At 60.8% G+C, this 13,415-nt stretch carries 13 protein-coding genes and 1 tRNA gene; 8 read left to right on the top strand and 6 right to left on the bottom strand.

Going from position 1 to position 13,415, the window contains the following annotated elements:
- Positions 1 to 24: 24 nt before the first annotated feature.
- Positions 25 to 627 (bottom strand): TetR family transcriptional regulator, encoded by a 603-nt coding sequence (locus tag WB650_RS16440; protein ID WP_422300998.1) that lies wholly within the window; start codon positions 625 to 627, stop codon positions 25 to 27.
- A gap of 28 nt (positions 628 to 655) precedes the next feature.
- Positions 656 to 1,483 (bottom strand): SDR family oxidoreductase, encoded by an 828-nt coding sequence (locus WB650_RS16435; protein WP_422300999.1) that lies wholly within the window; start codon positions 1,481 to 1,483, stop codon positions 656 to 658.
- Positions 1,484 to 1,626: 143 nt separating this feature from the next.
- On the opposite strand from WB650_RS16435, the gene WB650_RS16430 reads away from it, so the two are divergent.
- Positions 1,627 to 1,905 (top strand): hypothetical protein, encoded by a 279-nt coding sequence (locus tag WB650_RS16430; RefSeq protein WP_423961240.1) that lies wholly within the window; start codon positions 1,627 to 1,629, stop codon positions 1,903 to 1,905.
- A gap of 276 nt (positions 1,906 to 2,181) precedes the next feature.
- Complete coding sequence (locus WB650_RS16425; protein ID WP_422302665.1) at positions 2,182 to 2,811, top strand: hypothetical protein; 630 nt, start codon at positions 2,182 to 2,184, stop codon at positions 2,809 to 2,811.
- 94 nt (positions 2,812 to 2,905) lie between these two features.
- Here WB650_RS16425 and WB650_RS16420 read toward each other — a convergent pair whose 3' ends face one another.
- Together WB650_RS16420 and WB650_RS16415 are read right to left on the bottom strand one after the other, a co-directional pair.
- A complete protein-coding gene (locus WB650_RS16420; protein WP_423961239.1) occupies positions 2,906 to 3,904 on the bottom strand; it encodes an LLM class F420-dependent oxidoreductase in 999 nt (332 codons plus the stop codon).
- A 43-nt stretch (positions 3,905 to 3,947) separates the two neighbouring features.
- Positions 3,948 to 6,812: an FAD-binding and (Fe-S)-binding domain-containing protein gene (locus tag WB650_RS16415; protein WP_422302661.1), complete on the bottom strand. Its 2,865-nt coding sequence runs from the start codon at positions 6,810 to 6,812 to the stop codon at positions 3,948 to 3,950.
- A 56-nt stretch (positions 6,813 to 6,868) separates the two neighbouring features.
- Here WB650_RS16415 and WB650_RS16410 point away from each other — a divergent pair, with 56 nt between their 5' ends.
- Positions 6,869 to 7,381 (top strand): MAPEG family protein, encoded by a 513-nt coding sequence (locus WB650_RS16410; protein ID WP_422302659.1) that lies wholly within the window; start codon positions 6,869 to 6,871, stop codon positions 7,379 to 7,381.
- A 20-nt stretch (positions 7,382 to 7,401) separates the two neighbouring features.
- Here the strand turns inward: WB650_RS16410 and ccrA are convergent, their stop codons facing one another.
- Entirely contained in the window at positions 7,402 to 8,655 is a 1,254-nt protein-coding gene (ccrA, locus tag WB650_RS16405) for a crotonyl-CoA carboxylase/reductase (protein WP_423961238.1), read from the bottom strand.
- Positions 8,656 to 8,851: 196 nt separating this feature from the next.
- Positions 8,852 to 9,775 carry a non-homologous end-joining DNA ligase gene (gene ligD / locus WB650_RS16400; protein ID WP_422302655.1) on the bottom strand — a complete coding sequence of 308 codons (924 nt, stop codon included), beginning with the start codon at positions 9,773 to 9,775 and terminating at the stop codon, positions 8,852 to 8,854.
- 169 nt (positions 9,776 to 9,944) lie between these two features.
- Between ligD and WB650_RS16395 the strand changes: the two genes are divergently transcribed.
- The 5 genes from WB650_RS16395 (at position 9,945) to WB650_RS16375 (ending at position 13,412) form a co-directional block, all read left to right on the top strand.
- Positions 9,945 to 10,415: a MaoC family dehydratase gene (locus WB650_RS16395; RefSeq protein WP_422302653.1), complete on the top strand. Its 471-nt coding sequence runs from the start codon at positions 9,945 to 9,947 to the stop codon at positions 10,413 to 10,415.
- A 9-nt stretch (positions 10,416 to 10,424) separates the two neighbouring features.
- Positions 10,425 to 11,591, top strand: a complete 1,167-nt coding sequence (locus tag WB650_RS16390; RefSeq protein ID WP_423961236.1) for an acyl-CoA dehydrogenase family protein — start codon at positions 10,425 to 10,427, stop codon at positions 11,589 to 11,591.
- 2 nt (positions 11,592 to 11,593) lie between these two features.
- The gene (locus tag WB650_RS16385) at positions 11,594 to 12,076 is read left to right on the top strand and encodes a MaoC family dehydratase (protein ID WP_422305218.1); all 483 of its coding nucleotides are present in this window, start codon (positions 11,594 to 11,596) and stop codon (positions 12,074 to 12,076) included.
- A gap of 38 nt (positions 12,077 to 12,114) precedes the next feature.
- Positions 12,115 to 13,152: an HpcH/HpaI aldolase/citrate lyase family protein gene (locus tag WB650_RS16380; RefSeq protein WP_422305220.1), complete on the top strand. Its 1,038-nt coding sequence runs from the start codon at positions 12,115 to 12,117 to the stop codon at positions 13,150 to 13,152.
- Positions 13,153 to 13,334: 182 nt separating this feature from the next.
- Positions 13,335 to 13,412, top strand: a tRNA-Asp gene (locus tag WB650_RS16375).
- The last annotated feature ends 3 nt before the right edge of the window (positions 13,413 to 13,415 follow it).

The following is a 13,415-nucleotide window of genomic DNA, read 5'->3' as shown; positions in this document are numbered from 1 at the left end:
GGTCTTGGACCCGCGCGCCGCTCTTTAAGCTCGCACTTCCCCCCGCGCCACTGACAACCCCGCCACAATCACCCGCACAATCTCCCTGAGCCGCCGATGGTACCGGGCGGGATTCGTCGCGTTGTTCTCGACTCCATGCGCCGCCGCCACCAGCATCTCCGCCAGGTCGTCGGCATCGAGATCCATTCGCGACGGCGTGAGTTCTCCCGCTCGCGTCGCTTCTTCGATCATCTCGCGCAGGACTTTCATGTAACGGCGCCCCGACTGCGCGAACAGATCCGCGGACAGCCGGTTCTTCGAGTCCATCAGCTCTGCCGCATGCGCTGAGCGATACACCGTCTCGAACAGAAGCCCGAACTTGGCCTCGAGCACGGCGACCAACCGCTCGTCGATCGGACCATCGCTTGCGCGCGCGATTTTTGCCGCCAACTCGGTGCGTTCGATCAGGCTCTCGCACAGCGCGCGAAAAATCTCTTCTTTGCTTTTGAAGCTCAGGTAGACGGTGCCCTTGGCGATCTCGGCCGCGCGCGCGATGTCGTCGATCGAGGTGCGCCGGTAACCGTACTGGCTGAACAGCTTCAGCGCCGCGTCCAATATCGCCGCGCGCTTTTTTTTGGGAGAATTCATCCTGATGTCGGTTCGAATCCGTGCTCGACTATGCAGGCAACTGCAGTGCCCGTTGCGGACGCACCACCATCTCGAACACATTCAACTCTATCGGTTGCGTCACTGCGAACAGCACCGCGCGCGCTACGTCGTCCGCCGACGCCAGGAACAATTTGCCGGCCGCCGCGATCTGGTCAAGCACTGCGGGCGGCAGTTGCGCGCCGGGCTGGATGTCCGCCTGGATTCCCAGTGAGCTGACGATTCCCTTCACGAACGCGGACGGAAAGTTGCGCGCGAAGTTGGTGGCGACCGCGCCCGGCATGATATTCACCACCCGAATTTTGTCGTCCTCGAGTTCCTCGCGCAGCGTGGTCGCGATCGAATTCACCGCCCACTTGGTCGCGCCATACACTCCCGAGGCTTCGCGCCGTCCCGCCACCGACGAAATATTTACGATATGCCCCGCGGAGCCGCAAGCGCGCATCGCACGAATCGCCGCCTGCGAGCCGACCAGGAGAGCCAGCACGTTGACCTCGAGCATCTCGCGCCATCGCTCTGGATCGCCTTCGATTATCGAGCTGGGGAACTCGAGCCCGGCGTTGTTCACCATGATATCAAGCCGGCCGGTCGCCTTGACCGCCTTGTCCACCAGGCCCTGAACCTGCTTCACGTCGCGCGCGTCGAATGCGACCGGAGTCGCGCGTCCTCCAGTCTTCTCGACCGCCTTGCAGCCTTCGTTGAGCGCCGACTCGCTGCGCCCCGCGAGGAAAACGTGCGCGCCCGCCTCTCCAAGCCGAATTGCGATTGCGCGGCCGATTCCGCTCGACGCGCCAGTTACGATTGCGGTCCGTCCTTTGAGCGATTGATTGTCTGCCATGATTTGAATCCTCCGTGACTGTTCTAATGACCAAATGACCAATAAATTCGAAATGGTCAATTAGACTAGCAGCGCCGAATTCGCGAGGATAGAGCCACTTGCCAGCGAATTCCGTAGCTCGTAGCGTCTTTCTCGTAGCCGCAATGCCACTCCGAACCAAAATCGAATGCCCCGAATGCGATGCTGACCTCGTCGTCAAGCGCGGCGGCGTATGCCCCAACTGCGGCGCCCGCATTACCGAGCATGTCGCCCGCGTCCGCACTCGCGAAAAGCGCATCGAGCAGGTCGTCGCCGTGGTCAGCACCGTCCTGGTCGTCGGCGTGGCCGTAATCACCAGCGGCGCGACGCTGCTGGAAGGAATCGCCGCTTACGCAATCGTCGGCGGGGTGATGTACTATCTCGCGCGCCGCACCTTCGTCTGATTTTTTTCAGCGGCTCGCATCTGAACGTTCGTTTATTTTCTCGAGCCTCGATCCGCATTCGACGGCTCTTGTCTGAACGTTCATTTATCCTACTTCGCCCAAACCTGAATATGCGTTAACCCGTTCTCTCCGTTGACGTTTTTTGTTTTTTAATTTTCGAATTTGGTGCAACCTAATTCGTCTGAATGCGTATGTCCATGTGCAATGCGTAAGATTCTTAAAAACAGGTCGCTGGCATCCCTAATGCTCTCTTACCCGGGTAGAGGTAACCCAACAATGAATTCCAAACGAGGTCTGATGACGGTGCTGGTTGGACTCGCGATGCTCGCGACCCCGATCGCGGCGGCTGCCAAGGACTACAAGCACTCCGAATCGCATGCGGCGCGCGCAGCGGCCCGAAGCACCTGGATGCCAGCGCCGGCAATGGTCCCTAGCCACCGCTACGGACATCGCGGGTGGGACGCCAACGCCTACCGCGCTTACGGCAACCCGGGTTACTACGCTGCGCCCGCTTATGTAGCGGCCCCGGCGTATCCCGTAGCTGCCCCTTATTATGGTGGCGGCTATGCGGGTGGTGGCGGATGCGGCAGTGCGGCGCGCGTCATGAACACCTATGCGCGCGACCGTGCGACCGGCCATCCAGCCGCTGCATATGACCTGCTCCGTCAGAATCAGTGGGCTCTCCATAGCGGTTGTGCGGGCGGAGCGCCTGTCGGAGGCGGACTGCTCGGTGGATTGGGTGGATACCGTGGAGCGCCGGCATACAATAACTACGGCGGCGGCAACGGTGGACTGCTCGGTGGACTCGGCGGATACCGTGGTGCACCCGCGTATGGCAACACCGGATACGGCCAGCCTAACGGCGGCGGATCGATGCTCTCGCCTTTGATGCAGTACATCCGATGACGACTGAATAGTGAAACGTGTACAGCGAACGCGTCCCTCCCACGCGCCAGCTGAGACAAGCGCGCCCCGCCTCTCCCTGGCGGGGCGCTTTTTTTTAGACCGTGGCGAGCCGCTCGATTGCTTTCAGCACCTTCGCCCGCCGCTCTTCCGGCGTCCTGGCGAACGACGAAAATTGGAGCGCGGTGGTTGTGATTCCCGCGCGCGCGTAGTCGTCGAGGCGCTTGCGGCATTTCTCTGCCGGACCAAACATGAAAATCTTCTCGACCATCTCGTCGGGAATCGTCTCGAGTGCTTTCTTGCGATCGCCCTTGTTCCACGAGTCGATCGCGATAGTCGCTTCCTTCTCGTAACCAATCTCGCGGAAGAAATTGTTATACTGCGGCACGGTGACGTAAGCGGTCAACGCGCGACGAAACAGCGTGCGTGCGACGTTCTCATCCTCGTCGACGGCGCACATGATTCTGCACACGACGTCGAGGCTCGACGGGTCCTTACCCGCCGCGCGCATCCCCTCGCGCGTGTGATCGAGCATTGGGCCAACCGTCTCGGGCGTGATGAAGTTGGTGATCAGGCCGTCGCCGATTTCGCCCGCAAGCCGCAGCATCTTCGCACCTTGCGCGCCGAGATAGATTTTCGGCGGATTCGTGATCGGCAGATCAAGCCGGAAGCCGTCCATCTTCACCTTCGCGCCCTTCATCGTGACCTTCTCGCCCTTGAAGATCGCGCGGAGCGCCTCGACCGTTTCGCGCACCTGGGTGACCGGCTTGTTGAACGGCACGCCCATCCACTGCTCGACGATATTCGGGGTCGAGATTCCGAGCCCGAGGATGAAGCGCCCGCCTGCGAGCTCGTTGACTGTCACCGCTGACATCGCAATCAGCGGCGCTGGTCGAGTGAATACCGGGATGATCGCGCATCCGAAGCGCATCCGGTCGGTGAGCATCGCGGCTGCGGCAATCGGCGCGAACGCGTCGCTCGAAAACGATTCGTACGACCACGCGTCGGTATAGCCGCATCGATCGGCCGTGCGCACGATCTCGGGAAAATGAGTGTTGGTGAAAAGATCGGATGGGATAGTGAGTCCAAGTCGCATTTTTGTTTCCTCAGAAACGGGAATCTAGCGCAGGGAGTCGAAATTAGCCTAACCGTTCGTTGAGGACTTCGGCCAGATGCATCGGGCGGCGCGTCGGGCAGAAATGCCGAATCTGCGAACGGCACGAAAATCCGTCGGCGACGATGATCGCGTCGGGCGGCGCCTGGTCGATTGCGGGAATCAGAACTCGTGCGCCAATCTGTTTCGATATTTCGAAATGATCGCGATCGTAGCCGAACGCGCCCGCCATCCCGCAACATCCCGCGTCGAGCACTTCGAGTTCCGCGCCCGCTGCGCGTGATAGCAATGCGACCTCGCCGCCAATTCCCGCAAGCGCCTTCTGATGGCAATGACCCTGCACGATAATCCGCCGCCGCAGCTCGGGCGGCGCGAACTCAGGCGCTTCGCGCGCGAGGAACTCGTCGAGCAGAAAAGCGCCCGACGCGATCGCTTTCGCACGCAGATCTTCTGAAAAGAGCGAAGGCAACTCGTCGCGAAACGTCAGGATACAACTCGGCTCCAGCCCGACGACCGGGATGCCGACAGCAACAAAAGGATCGAGCACTTCCATCACCTCTCTCAGACGCGCCTTTGCGAGATCCAGCATCCCCTGGTCGTAGAGCGGGCGGCCGCAGCACAGCTCGAAGCGCGGAATGATCACGCGAAATCCGGCTCGCTCGAGGACCTCGACCGCCGCAATCGCGACGTGCTGCTCAAAAAAGTTGGTGAAGGTGTCGGGGAACAGCACGACTTCGCGCATGCTCGCTCCTGGAGCCGTCCTCCGCTCGAACCACGAGCGGAAAGTTCGTCGCGCAAAGCGCGGCAACTCGCGCTCAGGATGAATCGCGAGCGCCTTCTTGACGGCGTCGCCCACAATCGGCGCGTGCGCGAATGCATTCGCGATCCACGGCACGTACGATGCGATCCGCGCTACTTCGTTCAGCCGCCCGAAGAACGACGACGACAGCGGACGCGGATGACTTCGATAGTAGTTCGAGAAAAATTCCGCGCGGTACGCCGCCATATCCACCGACGATGGACACTCGCCCTTGCATCCTTTGCACGACAGGCACAAGTCGAGCGCATCCTTGACGGCAGGATCGGCGAAACCGTCGGGTAGCAAGTCGGTGGTCAGCGCCTCGAACAGGATTCGCGCGCGCCCGCGGGTCGAGTGTACTTCCTCGCGCGTCGCCATGTACGACGGGCACATCGTGCCCGCCTCAGTCTTGCGGCATTTTCCAATCCCGACGCATTTCAGAGCGGCGCCAGCGAGCCCGCCTTCGGCTTTGAAGTTGAAGTGCGTGGCGATTTCGCGCGGCCGATAATTCGCGCCGAGCTTGAGATGCGAGTCGAGCGGATGCGGCGCGACTATCACGCCCGGATTTATCATCGAGTTGGGATCGAAGATGCGCTTGAAATCGTGGAACGCGCCGATCAGCTCGGGCCGGAACATCATCGGCAGCAATTCGGATCGCGCCAGTCCGTCGCCATGCTCGCCCGACAGCGAACCGCCGAGACTCGCGACCAGCTCGCCCAGCTGGATCATCGCGGCGCGGAACGTCTCGATCCCCGACGCGCTCATCAGATCGAAATTGACGCGCGCGTGAACGCATCCTTCGCCGAAATGCCCGTAGTATGTCGCCACCTTGAGATTGCGGCTGCTGAGAATGCGATCGAAGCCGCGCAGGAACTCGCCGAGATTCGCGGGCGGCACCGCGGAGTCCTCGGCGCCCGGCCAACTGCGCGGACGGCCCGGGATAAACGCGCTCGAGCCCAGCCCCGACTCGCGAATCTGCCAAACGGCGGCTTGTTCCCGCGCGTCCGCCAGGTACGCGACTCCCGTGCATTCGCGAAGCTCGCGCGCCTGCGCGATCACTCGCTCGACACGCTCGCGCGCTTCGTCGCGCGATGTTCCCCCAAGCTCGACGAGCAGAAACGCGCGCCCGGCAGGCAAAAACTGCACACCCGGCATCTTCTTGATCCGCGCGAACTCCGGCAGATTTTCGTCGAAACCTTCCAGCGCTTCCGGGCGATGCTCGAGCAGCCACGGCGTCTGATCCGCCGCGATGAATACGTCGTCGAAGCCGAGCACCGCCAGCCCGACTTCCTTCGGCCGCGGGACACCTCGAATTGTCGCGCGCAGAATCGTGGCGAGCGTGCCCTCCGATCCCACGATCGCGCGCGCGACGTTGAAGCCCCGCTCCGGCATCAGCTCGTCAAGGTTGTATCCCGACACGCGTCGCGGCAGTTTCGGGAAATGCGCGCGCACCGAATCCGCGCAATGGTCGCGCAACTCGCGCAGCTTCGAATAGAGATCGCCTTCGCGGCCGCCGCGCGCGATCGCCGCGTCGAGCTGCGCGTCATCCATCGAGCCCCGCAGCGAAAGTTGCGTGCCGTCGTAGAGGATGACCTCGAGCGCCTCGACGTTGTCGACCGTCTTGCCGTACGCCGCCGAATGCGCGCCGCATGAGTTGTTGCCGATCATCCCGCCGATGGTGCATCGATCTTTGGTCGATGGATCCGGCGCGAAGAACAGCCCGTGCGGCGCGAGCGCAGCGTTGAGATGGCTCTGGACAACGCCGGGCTCTACCTGCGCGACGCGCCCGCTCGCATCGATCGCGATCACGCGATTCATGTACTTCGAGAAATCGAGCACAATCGCCGCGTTGCACGCCTGTCCCGCGAGGCTGGTGCCGCCGCCGCGCGCCAGAATCGGCATCGAGTTTTCGCGTGCGATCGAAAGCGCCGCGATCACGTCGCCCTCGTGACGCGGAATCACCACGCCCACAGGCACTTGGCGATAGTTCGACGCGTCGGTGGCGTAAGCGGCTCGAGTGCCTACGTCGAAGCGCACCTCGCCTTCGACTATGTTGCGCAGGTGAGTCTCGAGTGCTGCAACGGACGCCATGGATCGACGATGATTGCAATTCGGTCGAATATCCAGCGTGAACCGGGGAGGTCGCTATGTCGAGTGATCAAAAAAGTGTGCTGGCCGGGATGGTCGCGGCTGCGGTGTTCAGCGTGGCGTTCTTCGAGGTGGTTTTCCGGATGACCGACATTGGCCTGAATCCACACGTGGCCATCGGTATCTCGATCCGCCTCGAGTATGCGCTCAAATGCGAAGTTTTCGCGGCGCTATGCATGCTCGCGGGCGTCGCGAAGATTGCGAACCGGCGGTTCTTCATTCCCGAGGCGATCGAGGGCGCCCCTGCGCCGTCCATCGAGATCGACCAGCGCTATCTTCAAAACACGATGGAGCAATTGGTGCTAGCGCTCGTCGCGCATCTCGCGCTGGTTACGATTGTCGCGCCGGAGTCGATTCGCGCGGTCGCAGTGCTGGTCATGCTGTTCGTGATCGGACGCATCACGTTCTGGTTCGGATACCATCGCTCCGGCCCCGCGCGGGCGTTCGGCTTCGGCGCCACCTTCTATCCCACCGTCGCGGTATACGCGTTCCTGCTCTTCAGAATGTCGTAGCCGCGGCGCGAGTCTGAAAGTTACAGCGGGAGATCCTTCAAGCCGGGCTTCGGCGCGCCGACCAGCGCGACCATCTTGCCCTCGGGCGCGCGATTTTCATGCATCGCCTGGTGGCATTCCGGAATCTCGGCGAACGTGTACGTCTTGGCGAGGCACGGATCGATCTTGCCGTCGAGCACCAGCTGGTTGAACGCGTACGACTGCTCATCGTTGGCGAAGTGCGATCCCTGCAGCCGCTTCTGCCGCATCCACAGGTAGCGCAAGTCCGCCACCGCGTTGTAGCCGGTGGTGCCCGCGCAAATCACGACCATCCCGCCCGTGTCGCAGACGAACACCGAGGTCGGAATCGTGTCTTCGCCGGGATGCTCGAACACGATGCGCGGATTTTTCCGCTCGCCGACGATATCCCAAATCGCTTTGCCGAACGCGCGGCATTCCGCCGCCCACTTGTTGTACTCCGCGGTTTCCTTCCAATGCGGCATCATGCCCCAGTGCAAATATTTTTTCCGGTTGATGCATCCGCGGGCGCCGAGCTTCATGCAGAAATCTATTTTGCGATCGTCGCCGACGATGCCCACCGGAATCCCGCCCTCGGCCTTGACGATCTGAATCGCCATGCATCCAAGGCCGCCCGACGCGCCCCAAATCAGGACGACGTCGCCGCGGCGGACGACGTGCGGCGACCATCCCATCAGCATGCGGTAAGCGGTGGCGCCCACCAGCGTCGGACCCGCCGCTTCTTCCCAAGTCAGGTGCGACGCCTTGGGCATGCACTGATGCGCCTGAACCCGCGCGAACTGTGCGAAGCTGCCCCAGTTGGTTTCGTAGCCCCAGATCTTAAAAGACGGATCGTACATCGGATCGTCGCCATTGCGGACCGATGGCGCGTTGCGATCCCAGATGCCGCAATGAATCACGACGCGGTCACCGACCTTGACGTTGTGCACGTCATGCCCGGTCGCGTAGACGATACCCGACGCGTCGCTCCCGCCGATATGGAAATCAGAATGATCGTACTTGGCCTTCTGGCGCGCGCCGATCACGTCGACCGGCGATCCGAGCGCCGCCCACACGTTGTTGAAATTCACGCCCGCCGCCATCACGTAGACCAGCACTTCGTCGGCGCGAATCTCCGGCACCGCGATTTTCTCGACCTTGAACGCATGCTTGGGCTCGCCGAACCGGTCCGCGCGAATCACCTGCGCGTACATATGTTTGGGCACATGACCGATTGGCGGCACCTGCCCGATCTCGTATATTTCCTTTTGACTCATTTCAGTTGTTTATAGGTTACCACCGCGCCGCTTTTCGCTATAACGAACGGCTGCGGTGTCCTGTTGTGTTCGAGGTCTCGGCATTGCGCGCCGGAATTAGCTACCTGTTTGCCGGCGATGTGACAATACTAGCCTTTCGGGTGTTAGGGAACGAAGAGTATTTGCCTGAGAATCTGCGGTCGATATCGCAGAAAGATCAAAGGTTTTCCGGCAGCACGACCTCGGTCGGCTTTTTATCGTCACGTAAACCGAGAAAGACTGGCTGTCGTAGCTTTCGGTCTGCGGTCCATTCCTGGAAGGCGATCTGCGCGACCAATCGCGGCGCGAGCCACGTCACGTTTTTCTCCCGAGGCGGATCGACAAACGGCGGCTTGCTGCGAATGTATGGTCGAAACGCCTTCGCCAATTCCGCCAACGTCTTCTGAGTGAAACCCGTGCCGACCTTGCCGACATAGACCAGGTCATTGCCGCGGTAGGCGCCGAGCAGTAGCGCGCCGAAATGCTGGCGACTTCCTTCGGGCGCCGTAAACCCGCCGATTACGAACTCATCTTCCTGATGCACCTTTACCTTGAGCCATTTATTGGAGCGGCGTTCTTCGTAAGGCGCATCGTTGTCCTTGGCGACCACTCCTTCGAAGCCTTTGCGCTTGGCGATGCTGTAGGCGGTGAGGCCGTTCTTCGCCAGACGGCGCGAGACGATGAGTTGCTCCGACGGCTTCGCAAGCACGGCCTCCAGTTCATCGCGGCGGCGCGACAGCGGTTCAGATCGAAGATCCCGGCCGTCACGATAGAGGCAATCAAAGACTGCGTAGTGCTGTGAAACGTCGCCGCGCTGAAGCAATTGAAATCGCGAAACCCCCTTCGAGTCGAATGCGACCACTTCGCCGTCGAGCAGCAGCGTTCGCTCTTCGAGTCGGCCGACTGCTTCAGCTACGATGGCAAACGTCGCGGTGCGATCGTGCTGATTTCGTGATAGCAGGGTTACTTTCGTGCCTTCCTTATAAGCGAGGATTCGGTAGCCGTCGTATTTTTCCTCATAGACCCAACCCGGGCGATCGAAAGGCTTTGGCACGAGCGAGGCGAGCATGGGATTGAGACGGAAGGGGATGCGCTCGCTCATTGTTTGATTTTAATGAAACCCAGCGTGGGTTTCATGCTTCCCCGGCAGGGGTAACCCCTGCACCTTGCTAGTAAGATTGACCTGCTGCCGCTAATTCCATAAAAACGGGTTCGGCTTCCGGAACTTTTCGCTATTCTACGAACACATGAAGAAGGTAGCCTGAACCACTATGGCGGTGCGCAAAATCGAGCGTGGCCACTACTTCGAGGATTTCGAAGTCGGCCATCTTTTCAAGCATCATTGGGGTCGCACCATAACCGAGGGCGACAACAGTTTTTTCTCCAGCGTCACGATGAACTTCAACCCTAGCTACTTCAATCGCGAGTACGCGCAATCGCTCGGCTTCAAGAATGTTGTCGTCAATCACATGCTGGTGATGAACGTGGTGTTCGGGCTTTCGGTCGAGGACCTCAGCGAACGCGCGATTGCGCATCTCGGCTACGAAAAAATGAAATGGCACGAGACGGTTTATCCCGGCGACACGATCACGTCAGAGTCGCTGGTGCTTTCCAAGCGCGACACCTCGCGGCCTGATCGCGGCGTCGTCAAGTTTCGCACCACCGGTTACAACCAACGCGGCGAAAAAGTGCTCGAGTATGAGCGTCCGGTCCTGATTCGCAAGCGCAATTCTCCATCGTAGGAGCACACGATGCCGCTAGTTACGCCTGAGCATGAATTTATCCGGCGCTCGGTCCGCGAGTTCGTCGAGGCCGAGGTCAAGCCGATTGCCAACGACCTCGATCGCGAGAATAAAGAAATCCCCGAGCGCATCCTCAAGATGATGGCCGAGCTTGGCTACTTCGGCGTGATCTTTCCGGCCGAAGATGGCGGCATGGGTCTCGATTACATCTCGATGGCGATTGTCACTGAAGAGTTATCGCGTGGATGGCTCAGCGTCGGCTCGGTGATGACCCGCAACATCATCACCGGCACTCTGATCAGCGCCAACGGAACGCCCGAGCAGAAAAAGAAATTCCTGCCGCCAATCGCGCGCGGCGAAATTCTCACTGCGGCCGCGTTCACCGAGCCCGATTCGGGCAGCGACACGGCCTCGTTCAAGACGCGCGCCGTAAAGCAAGGCGATGGCTATCTAATCAAGGGCTCGAAGATGTGGTGCACGTTCGCAAATCGCGCGCACATGCTGACCGTGATGACGCGCACCGACCCCGACATGTCGAAGAAACACAAAGGCCTGTCGCTGATCCTGTTCGAGAAAAAGCCGGGCGACGATTTCATGCCGCCGCAATTGACCGGCTCGCCGATCCCGACAATCGGTTACCACGGGATGCGCAGTTACGCGTTGCAGTTCGACGACGCGTACGCGCCCAAGGCTAACCTGATTGGCGGCGAAGAAGGGCGCGGATTTTACCAGTTGATGGCAAGTTACGAGGCTGCGCGAATCCAGACTGCGGCGCGCGGCGTCGGCGTCGCGCAGGCGGCGTTCGAGTGCGCGGTCAAGTACGCGAAGGATCGCAAGCAGTTCGGACAGCCGATCGGCGACTTCCAGGTAATCAGGCACAAGCTCGCGCACATGGCGGTCGAAATCGAAGCGGCGCGCCAACTTTGCTATTTCGCCGCCGCCGAGAAGGACACCGGCAAGCGATGCGACTACGAGGCCGGCCTCGCGAAGGCGTTCGCCGCCGAGATGGCCGAGCGGGTCACGCGCGAGGCGATGCAGGTGCATGGCGGCTACGGCTACTCGATGGAGTTCGAGGCGCAGCGCTTCTGGCGCGACGCGCGCGTGCTCTCGATCTTCGAGGGCACCAGCGAAATTCAATACGAGGTCATCGGCCGGCGAATCATGGAGCAGAACTGAACGTGAGTATCACCAGCGACGGCAGCTACTTCGAGGATTTCAACGTCGGCGACACGCTCATCCATCAGCGCGGCCGCACCATCACCGAGGCCGACAATCACAACTTCACTTCGCTCGTGATGAACACGGCCGAGCTGCACTTCAACCAGGATTTGATCGACAGGAATCCCGGCGCTTACGTCGGCGGCAAGCTGCTGGTTTACGGCGGCGTGGTGCTCGCGTTCACGGTCGGGCTTGCGTCGGAGGACACCAGCGAGAACGCGATCGCCGAAGTCGAGATGGACAACGGCAAGCATACCAACCCGGTTTTTCACGGCGACACGATTTACGCCGAGTCGACTGTGCTCGAGAAGCGCGATGCGGACCGTCCCGACGCGGGCCTGGTGAAATTCAAATTGATCGGCAAGAAGCCCGACGGTACTGTCGTGGTTGAAATCGAGCGCACCGTTCTGATCAAGCGCAAAACTCATTACCTGCCGGCCTGACGCGCGAACATAAAAAATCAGCGGGAGAAATCCATCAAATGTACATATTGGACAAAGGCACACGCTTCGTAATTCCGCGCACCGAGATGACCTATCCCGGTCACAACATGAAGCTGCACACGACCGCCGCCGACCCGGTGAAAGCGCCGGTCGATCACGTGATGGCGGACTTCGAAGACGCGTGCCCGTACGAGTTCAAGGGCGAGAAGAGCCGCAAGGTGATGGTCGAGGCGCTCAACACGCTCGACTTCGGCAAGAAGGTCGTCACTGTGCGCCCCAACAATATCCATTCGAAGTTTTTCAAGGGCGACATGGAGGCGATCGTGCTCGGCGCCCCGAATCGCTTCCACGGCATCATGCTGCCGAAGACGCGCGGCCCCGAGGAGATTCGCGAGGTGTCGAAGCTGCTCGACGATCTCGAAAAGCGGGCAGGGTGGAAGTACAAGCTTCAGATCGAGTCGCTGATCGAGACGCCGCACGCGCTGATCCACGCCTACGAAATCGCGACTGCGTCGGATCGCATGTGCGGCCTGGTGTTCGGCATCGCTGACTATGCAGCGAATCTCGGCATCCGCGAGATCGTTGAGAATCAGAACCAGAACTTTCACTACTCGAAGCAGGCCGTAGTGGTCGCGGCCAAGGCTGCCGGGCTGCATGCGATCGACAACGTCTATCTACGGCTGTGGCGCAACACCGATTCGCCCGAGCGCGTCAAGGAACTGCAGGCAGGGCTGCGCGAGAAGAACGTCGGCGCCGCGAACCTTGGGATGGACGGCACGTGGGTGATACATCCGCAGCAGGCGGAGATTGCCAACGCCTGCTACACGCCGAGCATCGACCAGGTCGAAGAGGCGCGCCGAGTCATCAAGCTCTACCATGAGAAGGGCGGCGGCTCGATGGCCGATCCGAAATCCGGCGAGATGATTGATGAAGCAACGATCAAAATTGGGTTGATGGATCTGGCCAAGGGCGCGCAGGCCGGCTTGGTCTCTGACGCCGAGCTTCGGGACTGGTCCGCAAAGAGCCGAGAAATCACGGGTTATGACATTTTGGAATTGATGCGCCGCGTCGCGTAAACGACGCTCGCGGGGAATCACAGGCTAAAGCCTGTGCCACTCCCAGCACAAACTTCCCTGACTGAAGTGGCACCGGCTTCAGCCGGTGATTCTCCGCTTCCTCACGATCTGGCCGCGCGAGCCCGGAACTAGCCGCGTTGTTGCTACGGGGGCTGGAAAATGTCACAACAGATGGTTCGGGCGGGGTCGTAGTTCAGCCCGGTTAGAACGCCGGCCTGTCACGTCGGAAGTCGTGGGTTCAAATCCCATCGGCCCCGCCAAAA

It is taken from the genome of Binatus sp. (SeqCode), assembly GCF_049584895.1.
Taxonomy (GTDB): domain Bacteria; phylum Desulfobacterota; class Binatia; order Binatales; family Binataceae; genus Binatus.
The sequence above is the reverse complement of the archived record's forward strand: the minus strand, read 5'-3'. Positions and strand labels throughout refer to the sequence as shown.

Bases quoted from the DNA above. Each gene is read 5' to 3' on its own strand.
- WB650_RS16440 (WP_422300998.1), bottom strand. From the start codon at position 627: ATGAATTCTCCCAAAAAAAAGCGCGCGGCGATATTGGACGCGGCGCTG.
- WB650_RS16435 (WP_422300999.1), bottom strand. From the start codon at position 1,483: ATGGCAGACAATCAATCGCTCAAAGGACGGACCGCAATCGTAACTGGC.
- WB650_RS16430 (WP_423961240.1), top strand. From the start codon at position 1,627: ATGCCACTCCGAACCAAAATCGAATGCCCCGAATGCGATGCTGACCTC.
- WB650_RS16425 (WP_422302665.1), top strand. From the start codon at position 2,182: ATGAATTCCAAACGAGGTCTGATGACGGTGCTGGTTGGACTCGCGATG.
- WB650_RS16420 (WP_423961239.1), bottom strand. From the start codon at position 3,904: ATGCGACTTGGACTCACTATCCCATCCGATCTTTTCACCAACACTCAT.
- WB650_RS16415 (WP_422302661.1), bottom strand. From the start codon at position 6,812: ATGGCGTCCGTTGCAGCACTCGAGACTCACCTGCGCAACATAGTCGAA.
- WB650_RS16410 (WP_422302659.1), top strand. From the start codon at position 6,869: ATGTCGAGTGATCAAAAAAGTGTGCTGGCCGGGATGGTCGCGGCTGCG.
- ccrA (WP_423961238.1), bottom strand. From the start codon at position 8,655: ATGAGTCAAAAGGAAATATACGAGATCGGGCAGGTGCCGCCAATCGGT.
- ligD (WP_422302655.1), bottom strand. From the start codon at position 9,775: ATGAGCGAGCGCATCCCCTTCCGTCTCAATCCCATGCTCGCCTCGCTC.
- WB650_RS16395 (WP_422302653.1), top strand. From the start codon at position 9,945: ATGGCGGTGCGCAAAATCGAGCGTGGCCACTACTTCGAGGATTTCGAA.
- WB650_RS16390 (WP_423961236.1), top strand. From the start codon at position 10,425: ATGCCGCTAGTTACGCCTGAGCATGAATTTATCCGGCGCTCGGTCCGC.
- WB650_RS16380 (WP_422305220.1), top strand. From the start codon at position 12,115: ATGTACATATTGGACAAAGGCACACGCTTCGTAATTCCGCGCACCGAG.